Genomic DNA, 15,742 nt, shown 5'->3' with positions numbered 1-15,742 from the left:
TAATCCGAACAGACCGTAATATGCTACTGGCCTGCTATAGCCATAAACACATATCTTATCGCATTCGGACTATTATAAGAAAGGCTATACTAAACGAGGACTCGATAGATATAACAAAACAAGGTTTGGATTTTAGATTTACTGAAGAAGCAGTGGAATTTATGAAAAGGATGTATAATGAATCTGTGATTCTCTTTAAAAATATCTTGCAAGTTGATTGCAAAATCTTACAGCAATTTAATAGTGTTAAATTATTGGACAGTAGCTATATTACTCTACCTAACAGTATGGAAGAGATGTATAAAGGTTATGGTACTAGCTACAGTGGCTATGAAAGCAATACTAAGTCTGGAATAAAGTTACAATTAGTTTTCGACTACATGAATCAGATAATAGACCAACTTAATTTAACGGAGGGGGTAAGATCAGACCAGGGATATAGGAAACATTTAAGTAATATATTAAGCAATGATTTGCTAATATCTGATCTCGGTTATTTTGTGCCAAGTTCTTTTAAACAAATCAATGAAATAGGAGCTTATTTCATAAGTCGTCGATACCAACATATATGATGTAGAAACAAATCAAAAAATGGAGTTATTAGAATGTTTAGAGATTTTTAGAAAACGAGGTATTGTTAGGAAAAGAAGCAAAAATTAGAGTAAGAATTATATGTCAGAAACTAACTGAAGAACAGTCTATGGCCAGAAGAAGGAAAGCTAATAGATTAGCAAGATCGCAGGGATATACATCCTCTAAAAGAAATCAAAAATTGTTGAACTGGTCAATATTTATAACTAATGTTCCAGAAAATAAAATTAGTGCTGAGCAAGTATTAACGATTTACAGAGTAAGGTGGCAAATTGAGTTATTATTTAAATTGTATAAAAGCCATATCAGGCTTGATAAGCTAAAAGGAAAGCCATGCAGAGTATTATGTGAACTATATGCTAAATTGTGCGCAATTCTTATATTTCACGGCATAGTTGGTTGCACAGAAGTGAAAAAGAATACAGAACTTAGCTTAACAAAGGCATTTATTGAGCTAAAAAGGCGGGTTAGAGAGTTATTTTTAGTATTAACCAAAATTAATAGTTTAAAAGCATTTCTTAAAAAACTCACTATAACTTGGTCGCGATTTTCATTAAAAGACAAACGTAGAAGGGCTAGAGTATCCACTTTAACCTCTCTAAATTTGCTCACAATCTCTTAACTTGACGCGTATGGTCTAACAGACACTGCTGTTGATCAGAGACAAGATCAGAAAGCTTCCGATAATAGTGAATTAATTGAAAATAGTGGCATATCTTCACTGGATAGCTCAGTTGTTGGAAGTGATATGAGCGTGTCTTATAACTTTGATATAAATTTGATTAATTCGAGCACTCCGATTAAACAGGTCGGTCAATCTAACCAAACTTCCATGATTGAAGATCTGGTTAATGAGGCAGAACTTAGTGATAAGATGAATTTAAGTGGTGCAAGTAGAATGGTTGAACCTATGAAACTAATTGTAGATAGGTTGGACAATATGAAGAAAATAATAGAACAAAAAGATGTTACGTTATTTAGTAAAGAGTTAAAAGGGGTAAAAAAGTCTTTTGAAGATTTTTTTAATGTTGTAGAGGAGCTTATCATTAAATGTGGTGAAAAACGCCCACAAGAAGACAATTTTGGAAATTCATCTGGGGATTTTTTACAACAAATTTACAGACTTAAATTAGAATTGGAAAAGCAAGAAAAAATAAATAGTTCTCTAGATGAAGAAAATCAACTATTGATTGCAGAAAAACTCAAGCTTATAGGAAAGGATGAAGATCTTCTCGATAGAAAAAGATTAATGAAGGATAATCTACACAACGTACTCAAAGAAAGAGATGTGCTGTATGCTTCTATAAGGGAAATAGAGGAAGATAAAAATAGGTTGATTGCAGAAAATAAGCAATTAAGACAGGGAAAGGATGAGTTAGACGAGTATTACAAATACATTTCAAGACCAACCAAAACAAGAAGTATTGCTATGCAAACGGAGGACATAAGCAAATCTGGAGAAATTACCCAATTGGACGATAGGTATCCCAGATGGGTAGAACAACAAGAGTTGATAGAAAAGATAGATGTAATGAAGAAACAAATTGAAGAACTTCTTTCAGAGAGAATTATATTATGGGATCATGTAGAGCGGTTAAAGACAGGGAGTAAGCGATTAGAAGACGGTTGGAGTACCAAGATCTCACATTTTTGCTCTGGAGAAAATTTGTATAATGAGTTTGCAGCTATTGAAAAGAGGGAGAAGCTCGATAATTCAACCCAAAATGAAATGGAGCCGGAAGTTGGCCCTGAGGCGATGGTACCTACAAAGAACGTGGATCTAGTTAGTGTAAAACAAGGTTATAGTAAAAGGGCTAGTAACCTATCTCAAGTTCCTGAAAAAAGTTCAGCAGTAAAATCTCAATTCTTAGCAGTAAGCGCTCACGGTAGAAAGCAAATAATTTGTGCCTCTGCTTCTCTTATATTATCTGGAGCATTTGCTGTTGGCGCAAGTTTAACAATGTCTCATTTAGGAATATCTATTTCACTTGCTTTGACTGCATTAACTTTCCTTACATTGGGATGTTATTGTTCGTATAAGGCAAGTACGACGCTTAGGAATATTGAACTTGATCAAACTTTTAAAATTGCTAATCATGAAGCTGTTTTTATGGTTCCTAGTTTATAACTGTTCGGAAAAAAAATATCTTGCTTTGCTCCCCAAAAGATTTAGGGAGAAGTGGAAAAGTGCTATCAGCTTTTGGTGTGAAAAATTTGTTGCTGAATGGCGGGTGTAAAGTACTGCTTAGAAAATAAAGAATTTGCAAATAAAATTCTAGGTGCAAAAGGAGATACAGATGAAGAAAAGACTAATTTTAGTAGAAAAATTAGCAGGACTTCTTTGTGGATGATAGTAAGAACTCCAATTATGGATTAGAAATTGAGTATAACACCAAAAAAGAAGCTAAAATCATTAAGTTATACGATTGGTAATACATATATGACAGAAAGTAACAGCTTTGCTAGATTATGGATCAAAAAGCGCAAAATAACAGCAATTTACAAAATATCTGAAGCAAAAGTGATTTTATGTTATTACAATTAGTGCAGAGAACAGAATTTCAGGACTTTACATCAAGCTAATCCATAACTGAGGTATAAAGAACAAGGACATGAGTAAGTTTGTATGGAACTTCTATATTATAATCTATTACACTAATAAAAGGATTAGGGTGCTGTTGAAAAAACATTACTCAGTAGTTTCTAGTAGCATTTTTACTATATACACAACATTTGAGCCGCAATTGCTGGGTTTTCATCTAGTATAAAGTGTTCATCTAGACACCCAAAGAGCTTAAGTCTTTGACTTCGTTAACTGTAAGACCAGTAGTTTCAGTTATGATATCAATAGAAACCCCTGCTTTAAGTAGATTCTTTGCAACTGCTATTTTAGCTTGTTTTTCGCCCTCTTCTCTGCCTTCTTCTCTGCCTTTTTCAGTAGCATCATCAAGACGTTGTTCCCAAATAGCAGCTTCTTTCTGTACACTCAAAACTCTTTCTTCGTATGCTGCTAGATCCTCTTCTTCCCAACTAAACTTGTCTAATTCATCATATGCTAGCTTTATTATTGGTGATTTTTCTGCAATATCTTTTAGGTCTTCATCTGTAGTATCTTCTGCATACCGGAAAAAAAAACACCACCTTTCTACTGTGCTCTCTAGTTGCTCTACTTTGTTCTTTGTGAATTTAGGCAACTCAATAAAGACGAATTGAAAATCTTTTAAGTAATGTCCGTTAGTCTTTATATCACGTATATTGTGAGTGGAAATATACTCAACCTCTGTAGGAAACAATATACTATTGGAAATAGCGATAAAGAATACTTTCTTAAAATCAATGTAATTGCCAGATTGTCTTGAGTAAGCTTTAGCAGCATAAAGTTGGGCACGTTTTTCAAATCCCTTGTCCCTAGCGAGCTGCATTTCCGCAATATACCTATTTCCGTATGAATCTTTACAAAGAACATCAACAATACTCTGTTTATCAGAAGCAATCTCAGGATCCATAATAGTGCTAAGAAACTTAACTTCTTGTATTGTATTGACACCAGTAAACCCTAAGATATCATTTAAAAAGTGGATAAGAATATTCTTATTTTTTTCAGTGCCGAACACTCGTTTGAAGGGCAAATCATATTTAGGATCGAGAAATTTAGAAAAAGCCATAATAAATCAACCTAAAAAGCATTGATAATTATACACAATTCTGAAGAAATATTCAACTAAAATTCAAACATAGAAGTTTTTGTGTATCTTTATTTGATAGTATTAACCTGTATAATATCTATTTCTGTATGGCAAAGTATACTACCGTTTCCATAAGGTATCAGATAGCACAAAAAGTAAGGAGCTGGAGGTTAAAGCGAGGATATACTCAAAAAGATTTAGCAAAAAAAATAGGAACAACATATCAGTTAATACTGCAATATGAAAAAGGAACACGCAGAATTTCAATTAAGAAGTTATATGAATTAGCAGAAGCATTATCAACAACTGCTAGAGACCTAGCTTGCGGACAAGAAGTATCAAATAAGGAAAGGTATGAGGGAGAAGAGATAGTAAATCTAGTAAGAAGACATAAAGAGATTAAGGATCAAGAATTACGCGAAACGTTTTATTTATTAACTAAATTCATCCGTATTAGTGAGGAAGAGAGTGGAAAGGCAGTAAAAGTAGAGGTGGCAAAGGGTTTAGGATATGAGCTGGCTGCACATTATATTAGCGAAGCTATGCCTGTTGTGTTACTCACTGTTTTCTTTTTTATCGCTTGGTTTATATATGATCAAGTATTTAGTAAAATGAAGGAAGTAGAGCTGCCTATAGAAATAAAATTAGCTAATTCAGATAATAAACAACATTTGCTAATGTTATAATTGACGATTCCTTAAAACAACGATTGCAGATTATTTGCTGTAACCAAATGACAGAAGAAATGCGTGAGATGTTTGGAAGTGAAAGTATTAACTTACTAAAAGGTTATATACTGCACGGCCCTCCTGGAAATGGTAAAACACTTATCGCACGTGCAATTGCAGGTGAATCAAATATGAATTTTATAAGTATCTCAGGTCCAGAACTTATTGGAGTATATATTGGTCATGGTGCGCATGCTGTACGCGAGCTTTTTAAAGTAGCGAGAAAATATTCTCCTTGTATAGTATTCATAGATGAAATAGATGCAGTTGCGCAAAAAAGAAGTACCGCTAATAACTCAGCTTACCACTGTCGAGAGAGCTTAACACAGTTACTAACTGAAATAGATGGATTTAAGAGCAGAAAAGATATAATAGTAATTGGTGCAACTAACCTGATCAATGAGATAGATCCAGCACTTATTAGGCCTGGACGCTTAGGTCAAAGGGTTCATATACCTAATCCAAATGTGGAAACGAGACGAAAGATATTGGAGCTTTATATCAAAAATACAAAAACTGATGGAGGGCTAAATATTCAAGATATTGCAGAAAAAACAGAAGATTATTCTGGAGCTGAGTTAGAACAATTAGTCAGTGAAGCAAAAATACACGCTGCTCTTGAAAGAAAGTCCAAAGTAGTGAGTAAGGAAGATTTCAATCATGTGTTTCACGAGCTAAATCCAGGACAAGGAAGAGGCAGAGTAATGTCAACTTCATTTCAGGCACAAACAGAAGAATCCTCTTTTCTACGTCATTAACATAAAAATTAAATATTTGACTCATAGAAGTTGTTATAGCTGGCTTGTCAGATTAAACCTGAACTATTACAATTAAGCGCACCTACAACGCCTGGAATTTGATCAGCTTTAACATCACTAAGTGCTGTATTTGCTTTATATAAACAGCATCCCCCTGCTATAAGAAAAATCGATGCAGCTACAGCAAGTATGATACATACTGCTAAATAAGGTGTTAAACTTGCACCAATAGCAAACATTCCAGCTAATACAAAAGAAGCAGAGGCATAGTTAGTCTGTTTTCTACTCTGATCACTGATGACTTTTTGTTGGCTCAAGCTTTTTTGTTCTACCTGTTCCAATTTGCCATTAAGGTTTTCCATCACTTGCTCTAGCTGCCAGATACGCTCCCTTGAATCAATCAATGCTCTTTCTTTTTCTGCAAGTTGAGCATGAGCCTTACTAGATGTGTGGCTATAAACCTGCTGCAAAAGAGTGGGAATGGTTATAAAATAGGGAGGTATAGCAAAGAGAATAGAAAGGGAAGATGAGCTTAAACTACCATAATCTAAAAGAACATCCGAGAAATTTTCGAGATGTAACAGGTTTGAAAATAGAAGAATTCGAAAAGGTTGTAGGAAAAGTGCGCCCAGAGTGGGAAAAAGTTCAAGAACAGAAGAAATACCATGGAAGAACGTCAAGATTGCCTGTATTGGAAGATAAAATACTCTGTATAATTCTATATTATCGAACTTACATAACGTACCGATTCTTGAGCTACCTATTCAACTTGCATAACTCAAACATCTGCAGATTACTCAAAAAAATGGAACCTCTTTTGGCTAAAGAAATCTCAATAAAAAAGGACAGAACTATTACTCCAGAAAGAATTTTGAAGATATTAGCAGATGTTACAGAACAACCAATACAACGGCCAAAAGATAGAAAGAAAAGAAAATTGTCTTACTCCGGAAAAAAAAGATTAAACACAATGAAAAAGGAAATCATTATAAGAGACGATGGACAAATTCTATCTATAGTGCACCCATTTGTCTAGACCATTTTTTTCAAAGTAATCCGATTTTTAAAATGAATATGTTGATAAATACGTCGACACACATTTAAAGTATTTATCAATATATTCATTTACTGTTTATGATAATAAAGATCAGCAGGAACTTTATTATGTAGAGTCTGATGTCGCCTTCTATAGTTATACCAACCAACAAAATCATTTATTATAAGATTCAAATCTCTGATACTATTTGGTTTATAATAATATATAGCTTCTTGCTTTAAAGTTCTCCATAAGCGTTCAACAAATATATTGTCGAAGCAACGTCCTTTATGGTCCATACTGATTTTAACATTAGCACGCTCTAATTCCATAATAAAGTTATAGCTAGTAAACTGCACTCCTTGATCGCTATTAAAATCTCAGGTTTACCTTGTTTTAGAGCTTCTTTAAGAGTATAAAGGCAAAATCCAGCATCAAGATATGGTGATAATGAATGAGCAATAATATAGCGACTATACAAGTCCATTATTGCCATAAAATAGACAAACTTACCTTCTACCATAATATATGTTATATCAGTAGCCCATACCTGATTAACTCTACAAATAATCAAATCTTTGAGTAAATAAGGATATATTTTATGCTTTTTTTCTTTAATACTTGTATTACATTTTTTTCTACAATATAGTCCACTGATCTTCATTTTTTTCATAATTCTTAAGATTTTCTTGTGATTGACTACTACTCCACTCGCTATGATTTCAGCAGTAATTTTGCGATATCCATAACGGCAATCAGAAGCCAAATATACTTCTTGAATCAAATTTGCTACTTCACTTTCGTTATTAATTATAGGCCTATGATATAGGCTAGACCTGCAAATACCAAGTAAATCAGCCTGTTTCCTAATTGATAGATCAGAATCTTTTTCTATAAACCTTACTCTATCTTTTTTGCTTATTTCAGTAATTTTTTTTTCAAATAACTATTTTCCACTGTCAGTTCTCCTATTACTTTATGTAAGCTTTCTATTTCTTGCGCTAAGATTCTTTGTTTTCTCGCACTTTCACTTTTTTCAGCAAATAGGTCTTTTAACCTTGCCAATACTCTATCACTCCAATCATATAGATTTGTTGATGGTATTTTATATTCACTACATATCTCAGCTGTGCTTTTTTGATTTTTTGTTGCTTCTAAAGCTATCTTTGCTTTTAACTCTGGTTCATATTTTTTTGTTGCCATACTTTTACCCCTTTACCTTCCTACTCGGATCAACCAATTTTTTTTGGTCTAGTTTATGGGGTGCATTATACTATATGAGTAGCAGAAAAGACGTGAGGAAACGGGAGATTTTCAATCAAAAAAGCCTGGAAGCGTAGGGTATAACCATAAAATTACCGACTGGAATGTCTTCACCGAATTTGCAAAAAACCATGGTGGCAAAACTCAGTCGGAGATGGCTAAACTCTGGGGCAATATCAGTTGACAAACGATTCATCGCGCACTTAAAAATATTGGATTTACAAGAAAAAAAGATCTACGGATATAAGAACCTGTTTAAAATCTTCGTAATAGGAGAGAAACGAAGGAGAGAACAATCATCTGTAGGCTAGTATTAAGTTTACGCTCGCAATTTTTCCACAATCGTCTACATTTTTCTAACCAAGCAAAAGAGCGTTCGACAACCCATCTCTTTGGCAGCACAACAAAAGAATGTAACTCACTTATTAAGTGTTGAGCAAGGAAGAGGATTTCCCAACTCCACCGTCACCGTAAAGAGCTGTAACACTTGCTACAGGAAGCCAATCCTTAATAATCCATTTTCTCTTTGGAGCATTGTTGCTCCAAGCTGTAGTATTAATTGTTTTTGACTTTCTAGGGCTTTTGTTGTTGAGGATAAATTCTTCAACGTTCATTCTTTCTAGCACACCATCTGCAGCATCCCAGCCTTTTGGTCTACCTTGTGGTATCTTAAGCTTAACAAGTGATGCAACTCCAATCTCTAAAAGCTTTTTTTCAGCTTTTTTTGCGTATTTATTACCTGCTTCATCATCCAACAAACCAGTCTACACTAGATTACCGCAAAATTTACAACCTAACATGTTCTTTTCACTTACCTCTTCTATTACAAAATATACTACAAGAAAATAGATCACATACAGCAGTGGAAGGAGATATCAGATCATCGTCTTGAGTAATAGGAATATCCTCACCCTTATCCCGCAGCACAAGCCACCTATAAACATCAGGATTACTAAACTTTGCAATGGCTATAGGATCCCTACCATCTTTATCTTTTGCTTCAAGATCAGCTCCCAATTCTAACAAAGTCCTCACCATCTCTATGGAATTCGTTCGAACGGCGACATGCAAGGGAGTGTTACCATCTTTATCTTTTGCTTCAAGATCAGCTCCCAATTCTAACAAAGTCCTCACCATCTCTATGGAATTCGTTCGAACGGCGACATGCAAGGGAGTGTTACCATCTTTATCTTTTGCTTCAAGATCAGCTCCCAATCCTAACAAAGTCCTCACCATCTCTATGGAATTCGTTCGAACGGCGACATGCAAGGGAGTGTTACCATCTTTACCTTTTGTTTCAAGCTTGAAAGGTCCGAAACGTACAATATAATCCACTATCTCCACGTAATTTGCTTGAATAGCAATATCTAAAGCAGCTCTGAGGACTTCTCTTCTACTATAAGAAGTGCAACTAATTAAAGCATCGACCATATAAAGATTTTTCTTTTCAACTGCTAGGATTAGAGGAGTTCTACCACCTCTATCCTTTGCTTCAAGATTGGCTCCCGATTCTTTTAAATGTAACAGCATACACCTGTGATCTAATTCGACAGCATGAAATATAGGAGACCTGTATAATACATCTCTTGCTTCAAGATCAGCTCCTAATTTCACCAAAGTCGTTACCATCTCTATAAAATTCATTCGAACGGCGACATGCAAGGGAGTATACCCATCTTTATCTTTTGCTTTAAGGTCAGCTCCTAATTTCACCAAAGTTTCAACCAAATCCACTTCATCATCTTTAACAGCAAGTTGTAGAGGAGTACCGTGATCTTTGCTTGACAAATTAACATCGGCGCCCGCATTTACTAACAGCTTCATGATTTCTATATCCTTTTTCATAACAGCGAGATGTAAAGGAAAATAATTTTCACCATCCTTTAAGTTAACTTCCGCACCATGATCTATTAAAATTTGTATTAGAGACAAACTATTAGGGGTAGAAACAAGAGCAACATGCAAGGGAGATTGATTTCTCTTATTTAACATATTTATATACGGTTTATATTCCTTACTTTTTATTAAAAAGTCCATTATCTTTTCATCAGAGCACTGAGCAGCAAGATGGAAGCAGTTATTCCCACTTTTATCTACTTGAGTAATATCCGCAAGATTAATAACTAACAATTTCGTAAAACTAAATTGTTGATTTAAAATAGCAAGATGTAAAGGAGAGTGCCTGTTAAAGGCTAAAGCATGAATATCTGTACTTTGAGCAGAGAGTAGCTTTAATGCAACTTCAATCATTCCTCGCTCAGCAGCAAGGTGCAAAGGTGTTTTACCTTCATTATCTTTCTGATTAGGATCCACCCCCTTATTGATTAAGAAATCTACCACATCGGCCATTCCTCGCTCAGCAACAAGATGCAAAGGTGTTTTACCTTCATTATCTTTCTGATTAGGATCCACCCCCTTATTGATTAAGAAATCTACCACATCGGCCATTCCTCGCTCAGCAACAAGATGCAAAGATGTTTTACCTTTATTATCTTTCTGATTAGGATCCACCCCCTTATTGATTAAGAAATCTACCACATCGGTTATTCCTCGCTCAGCAACAAGATGCAAAGATGTTTTACCTTTATTATCTTTCTGATTAGGATCCACCCCCTTATTGATTAAGAAATCTACCACATCGGTCATTCCTCGCTCAGCAGCAAGATGCAAAGGCGTTTTACCTTTATTATCTTTCTGATTAGGATCCATCCCCTTATTGATTAAGAAATCTACCACATCGGTCATTCCTCGCTCAGCAGCAAGATGCAAAGGCGTTTTACCTTTATTATCTTTCTGATTAGGATCCATCCCCTTATTGATTAAGAAATCTACCACATCGGTCATTCCTTGCTCAGCAGCAAGATGCAAAGGCCCTTTTTTTTCTAAATTTTGCGCTTTAATCGATGCCTTATAACTTAGTAAAAGTTCTACTAAATCAACATTGCACCTCTCAACAGCAAGATGCAAGGGGGTATCACCGGTAAGATCTGACAAATCCAAAGAGGCTCCTTTCTGTATAAGAAGTCTTGCACAACCTACATTATTATGGATAGCAGAAACATGTAATGGAGTCCTACCTTCTTTATTCTTAAGATCAATTGATGCTCCCACATTTATTAGAGCAACTGCTGCTTCTTGGGAGTAAAATTCAGCGGAAATGTGTAAAGGAGCATTTTTGAATTTAGCTACAGTATCAAAAGTTATAGCATCTTCTAGGGTAATACCACTTTTGTGAGTGACAATACCCAAGAACTGTACCCCAGGATAAGTTAACGAATAACGATTAGAACTATCTTTATCTTTGGAGCTTACCAACAGTAAGCTACTTATTGCTTCTGAAAAATCAAACTTAGCAGAAATATGCAAAGGAAGCATTCTATCTATATCTCGTGCAGAAATACTCGCTCCTTTTTCCAATAATTTTTTTACTAAGGAAAGAGAAGAGCCCCTAGCAGCATAGTGGAGAGGAGTCGAGTAATCAAGACGAGATACCACTTCAACATACGCCTTTTTTTCTCCTTGCTCTAGTAGAATAGTAGCCAAACTATCACATTGAGATTTAGCAGCTAAATGCAAAGGAGTTAAGCCGTCACAGTCAACAATATTAGGATCTGCACCACACTCAAGCAGAGCAATTGCCATATTTTTGTCTTCATTTTCAATAGCAAAATATAGAGGAGTAGCTCCAGAAAGATCCCTAGCGTTAATTTCTACTTTTAACCTAAGCAGAAAAGGTACAATGTGTGGGACACTACCAGAAACAGCATAGTGGAAAAGATTCCAGCCGTCACAGTCAACAATATTAGGATCTGCACCCAATTGGACCAAAGTGTCCACTACTTTTTCACAACCAGACTTGGCAGCCAAGGATATCAGGCTACAAGAGAAAGAATAATCCTCGTTGTTTTTGTACGTAATGCTGAAGGTGAACTTAGCATCTAAATCAATAGCGACAGAGCTGAAATCAAAACTTTTATTTTCAAGTTCCAGCTGCTCTTCTATTTTCCTTATAAGGTTATCACAACTCAAATCTTCGCTGTCATTAACACGACTCAGTACTCTTTTCCAAACAGTGTAATTTATATCATTCATCGCCAAAATATCCATTTAAATATATTAATAACTTAATTTAGTTAACTAACCTCAATTGTACTTAAGACAAAAAAACAAAGCAAGTAGTATTACTGATGCTGAGAACCTGTCTCAAAAGTATTTATGAAGCATAATGGTGATCATATTAAAGGGGTGTTATTTTTTAAGTAGAAGGTGAGTGTCTGTAATCCTTGCTTATACGTCTAAAATTGGAAATCCAAGCAAAAGCTCTTTCAACGTTTAGGAATAACCTCGAATCATGTATCAACTACTTTCTTGGCGATTGTTAATAAACATCCTGTTTTTAATAAACAGCGGTTTGTAATTTATCTGTGTATCCTTGATCAGTAAAAAACTTCTGTAGCGTTGGAGCTTTTCGTTTAGCTTAAGTAAAAAGATTTAGATCACCATCACGATCTTGAACGCTTGCACTACGAACATCAGATGTAATCATTAGGCCCATTGTATCCACAACAATATGACGGTCTCTGCCCTTTAGTTTTTTTTCAGGACCATATCCTCTGGATCACTGCCATTAAGTTAAGGAAAGAATGGTTAAAAACTGAACTAAAAAGTCAGAAATAATTAAGGATTTATGACAAATGCCGAAACAGAATAGAGTAAACTTTAAGGCAGATAAACTCTGAAGTATAAATTACTTAAGAAATAGTTTGTTTAGAAGTCATTTTACAGGAGCTATGGCAATAAGCTACCCAGTTATTATCAGAAGATATGAATACTATAGTATTTTCTAAAATGGATGATAAAGTTCCATTATGGTATTACCAACCAAAAGCTGTAAGTCTGTATATTTATACATGAGAGGTCTGAGGCGGCTTTTGATGGTATGCCAACAGTATTCTATAGGATTCAAATCTGGTGAATATGTTGGAAGATACAGCAAATGACAGCCAAAAGACTCTATTAATGATTTTGTTTTAGTGGTCTTATGAAATGTAGCATTATCCATAACTATAGTTGTGCCAAGTGGCAATTTAGGTAATAACATCTTCTCCAACCATGTATTGAATACCTCTTTGTCACACCCACCTTTGAAAGTCATTGGTGCAATAAATCTCTTTCCAATCCACCCGGCTACTATACTGATTCTCTCTCGAGTTCTCCCTGGAATATCTGCATAAATTTTCTTTCCTCTTGGAGCGCGTCCATATTCTCGGTATAACTTATTATCAACTCCTGCTTCATCTATATATAAGATGCTGGAATGGTCTATTTTTGAGATTTTATCAATAAATTGCTCCCTATCTTCTTGATTGCGCTCTTGATATAGTGTGACTTTTTTTTAAAGTAATTTTTAGCTGTTTTAGTCTATACCAAATTGAGTTTATTCCAAATCCAAGATTTTGTTTCATCTCTGCCAGAGTATGATCTGGATTATTTGTAACATATTCTTCGAGTATTTTGGGGTCTATTTTTCGAATAAAGCTACCGTTTTTAGATGGCTTGAGGCTTTCACCAGCAGCTTTCTTTTTTAACCAACGGTACAGAGTTGCTATTCCTATCTCCATAAGCTCTGCTACCTCAACCTTTGTCTTACCTTTTTCTATCATCAATACTGCCTTTTCCCTTAAATCCACACTATATGCCATTATAACTCAAATACTTTATTATACCTTTATCATTTACTTTAGGAAATTGTAAGTTAAAAACGTGATATAAAAGAGATAAGAGAGAAAGATAACCCTGCTCACTAGGAATAGCGGGCGTGCGCGACCGAAAGGAAATTGGTATTACAACCGTTGGTATCAAGGTACGCTAGCCCTATCTCTCGATACGTTTGAATAGTTGCTTGGGACATATATATGCACCCGTTTACAATCTTAAATTAACTAAAATTATCGAGGTTTATTATGGTTACATCTTATCAAAATTTTATTGGCATTGACATCGGAAAATTTAAAAATGTCGTTGCAATTCACAAACAGAAGAATGCTGTCGAATTTGATAATAATGCTTCTGGTTGGCAACAATTATTTCAAGAGTTTTCAGATATTCTACCTAATGCTTTAGTGACTTTAGAAAATACAGGGAAATATGAGCTTGGCTTATCACATTTTCTTACCGACAAAAATATTGCCGTGCATCGAGCTAATACTCGTAAAGTAAAAAGCTTTATTTTATCTCACGGAACTTTAGCAAAGTCTGATAGATCAGATGCAAGAGCTCTTGCTCAATATGGATTTGAACGCCATAGAACTATCTCTCTATTTGTACCTACCTCTACAGAACAATCAACTTTGGCTGCACTTTGTCAACGTCGTGATGATATTACGCAAATGAGAACTCAAGAAAAATGCAGACTTGAAGCACCGGAAAATGATCATATAAAAGAAAGCTGTCAAAAGACCATTGAGTTTTTCGATAGTCAAATAAACGAACTCAATGATACTATACAAAAGATTATTGATGAAAGCCGCGAATTACAACAACGCCAAAAAATTCTTAAAACAGTTCCTGGAATAGGTAAAAAGTTATCACAAGATTTTTTGTGTTTAATGCCAGAGCTTGGTTACTTAAATAGAAAAGAAGTAGCAAGTCTTGCCGGAGTTGCACCGCATCCAAAAGAAAGTGGTAAAGCTGTTGGTTACCGAAGGATTACAGGTGGTAGAAGTAACGTTCGTTCAAAGCTCTTTACAGCCGCTATGGCTGCTACAAGGTCAAAATCTATACTTGGCGCCTTTTATTCTAAGCTTGTTGAAAGTGGTAAGAAGAAGATGGTGGCTATAACAGCCCTAATGCGTAAAATTATAGTAATTGCTAATACAAGACTTAAAGAAGCAATTAATTTGCATACTTAAAAATCTTCACAACGGTAACTGAAATTGGCTAATGAATATGTGCGTCCACACAGACTTAAAGCACATATTCATTAGCTTAAGCAGAAATTGCTGTGGTAGCTGTTTGATATAAAATTCTATTTCTATGACAAACGGGTTTTTATTGCCCATATAATTTGCAAAATTACACAAATAAAAAAATTTTTAAAAAACATAGTTGATACTATACCTCTAGTCAAAATATGTGTTTTCTAACTCTTTTTTGGTAATTGAACGAACGAAGATAAGGTACCTTATGACGATCAACTTTCGTTCCCTTTCTTACCGCCAAAGTGTTCATCAAAAATAGCTTTGATAATTAATCCATAATGCAGTCAGTATCTGATTCCGTAGCAAAAATGTCGAAAGCCAAGTTTTTGATCGCGTTAAATGAGACAGATTTGTTAATGCTCCTCTTAAGCTTATCGTCGGTTAAGTCCACATTCAACGCTTCTTCTACATCTTCTGTCATAACACTTTCTAGGTTGCTAATAAAGATAGCTGACCAAAAATCCTGTTTAACAGACTCAACACTTTTTCTTGTAAAATTTTCTAGACTTAGTCTTCCTTTGAGTTTTGCAAAAAATGTCTCAACTCTCCAGCGTAAAAAATATAACTCCTTAAATCCTCCAGTTTGAAACTTTTGTTCATCCATTAATGATGTAGCTAACACTTCAATTTCACCAGATGGCAGTACCACTTTGAAGCGTTATTCCGCTATTTTCTTGTTTTATCTTACGCTGAGCACATA

10 protein-coding genes and 7 pseudogenes are annotated in these 15,742 nt (G+C 34.9%); 8 read left to right on the top strand and 9 right to left on the bottom strand.

The window, feature by feature from the left end; genetic code table 11:
• Positions 1 to 89: 89 nt before the first annotated feature.
• From ABWU47_RS04650 to ABWU47_RS04640, 3 genes and pseudogenes are all read left to right on the top strand, one after another.
• Positions 90 to 1,213 (top strand): annotated as a pseudogene (locus ABWU47_RS04650) (IS4 family transposase); the annotation flags it as partial.
• A 126-nt stretch (positions 1,214 to 1,339) separates the two neighbouring features.
• Positions 1,340 to 2,719, top strand: a complete 1,380-nt coding sequence (locus ABWU47_RS04645) for a hypothetical protein (protein ID WP_353285600.1) — start codon at positions 1,340 to 1,342, stop codon at positions 2,717 to 2,719.
• A 96-nt stretch (positions 2,720 to 2,815) separates the two neighbouring features.
• The gene (locus tag ABWU47_RS04640; protein WP_186809102.1) at positions 2,816 to 2,968 is read left to right on the top strand and encodes a hypothetical protein; all 153 of its coding nucleotides are present in this window, start codon (positions 2,816 to 2,818) and stop codon (positions 2,966 to 2,968) included.
• A 400-nt stretch (positions 2,969 to 3,368) separates the two neighbouring features.
• Here the strand turns inward: ABWU47_RS04640 and ABWU47_RS04635 are convergent, their stop codons facing one another.
• Positions 3,369 to 4,256, bottom strand: coding sequence for an Rpn family recombination-promoting nuclease/putative transposase (locus tag ABWU47_RS04635; protein WP_077188053.1), 888 nt, complete (start codon positions 4,254 to 4,256; stop codon positions 3,369 to 3,371).
• A 128-nt stretch (positions 4,257 to 4,384) separates the two neighbouring features.
• On the opposite strand from ABWU47_RS04635, the pseudogene ABWU47_RS04630 reads away from it, so the two are divergent.
• Together ABWU47_RS04630 and ABWU47_RS04625 are read left to right on the top strand one after the other, a co-directional pair.
• Positions 4,385 to 4,816, top strand: a pseudogene (locus ABWU47_RS04630) (helix-turn-helix domain-containing protein); the annotation flags it as partial.
• Between the two features lie 194 nt (positions 4,817 to 5,010).
• Positions 5,011 to 5,763: an ATP-binding protein gene (locus ABWU47_RS04625; protein ID WP_353285599.1), complete on the top strand. Its 753-nt coding sequence runs from the start codon at positions 5,011 to 5,013 to the stop codon at positions 5,761 to 5,763.
• Positions 5,764 to 5,810: 47 nt separating this feature from the next.
• On the opposite strand, the gene ABWU47_RS04620 is transcribed toward ABWU47_RS04625, so the two are convergent.
• A complete protein-coding gene (locus ABWU47_RS04620; protein WP_186809101.1) occupies positions 5,811 to 6,233 on the bottom strand; it encodes a hypothetical protein in 423 nt (140 codons plus the stop codon).
• A 56-nt stretch (positions 6,234 to 6,289) separates the two neighbouring features.
• Here ABWU47_RS04620 and ABWU47_RS04615 point away from each other — a divergent pair.
• A pseudogene (locus ABWU47_RS04615) lies at positions 6,290 to 6,781 on the top strand (transposase family protein); the annotation flags it as partial.
• A gap of 107 nt (positions 6,782 to 6,888) precedes the next feature.
• Here ABWU47_RS04615 and ABWU47_RS04610 read toward each other — a convergent pair.
• Positions 6,889 to 8,002: pseudogene (locus ABWU47_RS04610) on the bottom strand (IS3 family transposase).
• 103 nt (positions 8,003 to 8,105) lie between these two features.
• Between ABWU47_RS04610 and ABWU47_RS04605 the strand changes: the two are divergent.
• A pseudogene (locus ABWU47_RS04605) lies at positions 8,106 to 8,310 on the top strand (IS630 family transposase); the annotation flags it as partial.
• Between the two features lie 7 nt (positions 8,311 to 8,317).
• On the opposite strand, the pseudogene ABWU47_RS04600 reads toward ABWU47_RS04605, so the two are convergent.
• The 5 genes and pseudogenes from ABWU47_RS04600 to ABWU47_RS04580 form a co-directional block, all read right to left on the bottom strand.
• A pseudogene (locus tag ABWU47_RS04600) lies at positions 8,318 to 8,485 on the bottom strand (transposase); the annotation flags it as partial.
• A gap of 2 nt (positions 8,486 to 8,487) precedes the next feature.
• Positions 8,488 to 8,820 (bottom strand): AAA family ATPase, encoded by a 333-nt coding sequence (locus ABWU47_RS04595; RefSeq protein WP_353285598.1) that lies wholly within the window; start codon positions 8,818 to 8,820, stop codon positions 8,488 to 8,490.
• Positions 8,821 to 8,869: 49 nt separating this feature from the next.
• The gene (locus ABWU47_RS04590; protein ID WP_353285597.1) at positions 8,870 to 12,154 is read right to left on the bottom strand and encodes an ankyrin repeat domain-containing protein; all 3,285 of its coding nucleotides are present in this window, start codon (positions 12,152 to 12,154) and stop codon (positions 8,870 to 8,872) included.
• Between the two features lie 751 nt (positions 12,155 to 12,905).
• A complete protein-coding gene (locus tag ABWU47_RS04585; RefSeq protein WP_264330460.1) occupies positions 12,906 to 13,388 on the bottom strand; it encodes an IS630 family transposase in 483 nt (160 codons plus the stop codon).
• Positions 13,389 to 13,416: 28 nt separating this feature from the next.
• A complete protein-coding gene (locus tag ABWU47_RS04580; protein ID WP_353285596.1) occupies positions 13,417 to 13,764 on the bottom strand; it encodes an IS630 transposase-related protein in 348 nt (115 codons plus the stop codon).
• A gap of 261 nt (positions 13,765 to 14,025) precedes the next feature.
• On the opposite strand from ABWU47_RS04580, the gene ABWU47_RS04575 reads away from it, so the two are divergent.
• Positions 14,026 to 14,973 carry an IS110 family transposase gene (locus ABWU47_RS04575; protein ID WP_209472550.1) on the top strand — a complete coding sequence of 316 codons (948 nt, stop codon included), beginning with the start codon at positions 14,026 to 14,028 and terminating at the stop codon, positions 14,971 to 14,973.
• A 214-nt stretch (positions 14,974 to 15,187) separates the two neighbouring features.
• On the opposite strand, the pseudogene ABWU47_RS04570 reads toward ABWU47_RS04575, so the two are convergent.
• Positions 15,188 to 15,694, bottom strand: a pseudogene (locus ABWU47_RS04570) (transposase); the annotation flags it as partial.
• Positions 15,695 to 15,742: the final 48 nt, after the last annotated feature.

Origin of the sequence: Wolbachia endosymbiont (group A) of Gastracanthus pulcherrimus, assembly GCF_964028265.1 — a bacterium.
GTDB lineage: Bacteria > Pseudomonadota > Alphaproteobacteria > Rickettsiales > Anaplasmataceae > Wolbachia > Wolbachia pipientis.
The sequence above is the reverse complement of the archived record's forward strand: the minus strand, read 5'-3'. Positions and strand labels throughout refer to the sequence as shown.

Coding starts and splice junctions, on each gene's coding strand:
- ABWU47_RS04645 (WP_353285600.1), top strand. CDS start 1,340: ATGAGCGTGTCTTATAACTTTGATATAAATTTGATTAATTCGAGCACT.
- ABWU47_RS04640 (WP_186809102.1), top strand. CDS start 2,816: ATGGCGGGTGTAAAGTACTGCTTAGAAAATAAAGAATTTGCAAATAAA.
- ABWU47_RS04635 (WP_077188053.1), bottom strand. CDS start 4,256: ATGGCTTTTTCTAAATTTCTCGATCCTAAATATGATTTGCCCTTCAAA.
- ABWU47_RS04625 (WP_353285599.1), top strand. CDS start 5,011: ATGACAGAAGAAATGCGTGAGATGTTTGGAAGTGAAAGTATTAACTTA.
- ABWU47_RS04590 (WP_353285597.1), bottom strand. CDS start 12,154: ATGAATGATATAAATTACACTGTTTGGAAAAGAGTACTGAGTCGTGTT.
- ABWU47_RS04580 (WP_353285596.1), bottom strand. CDS start 13,764: ATGGCATATAGTGTGGATTTAAGGGAAAAGGCAGTATTGATGATAGAA.
- ABWU47_RS04575 (WP_209472550.1), top strand. CDS start 14,026: ATGGTTACATCTTATCAAAATTTTATTGGCATTGACATCGGAAAATTT.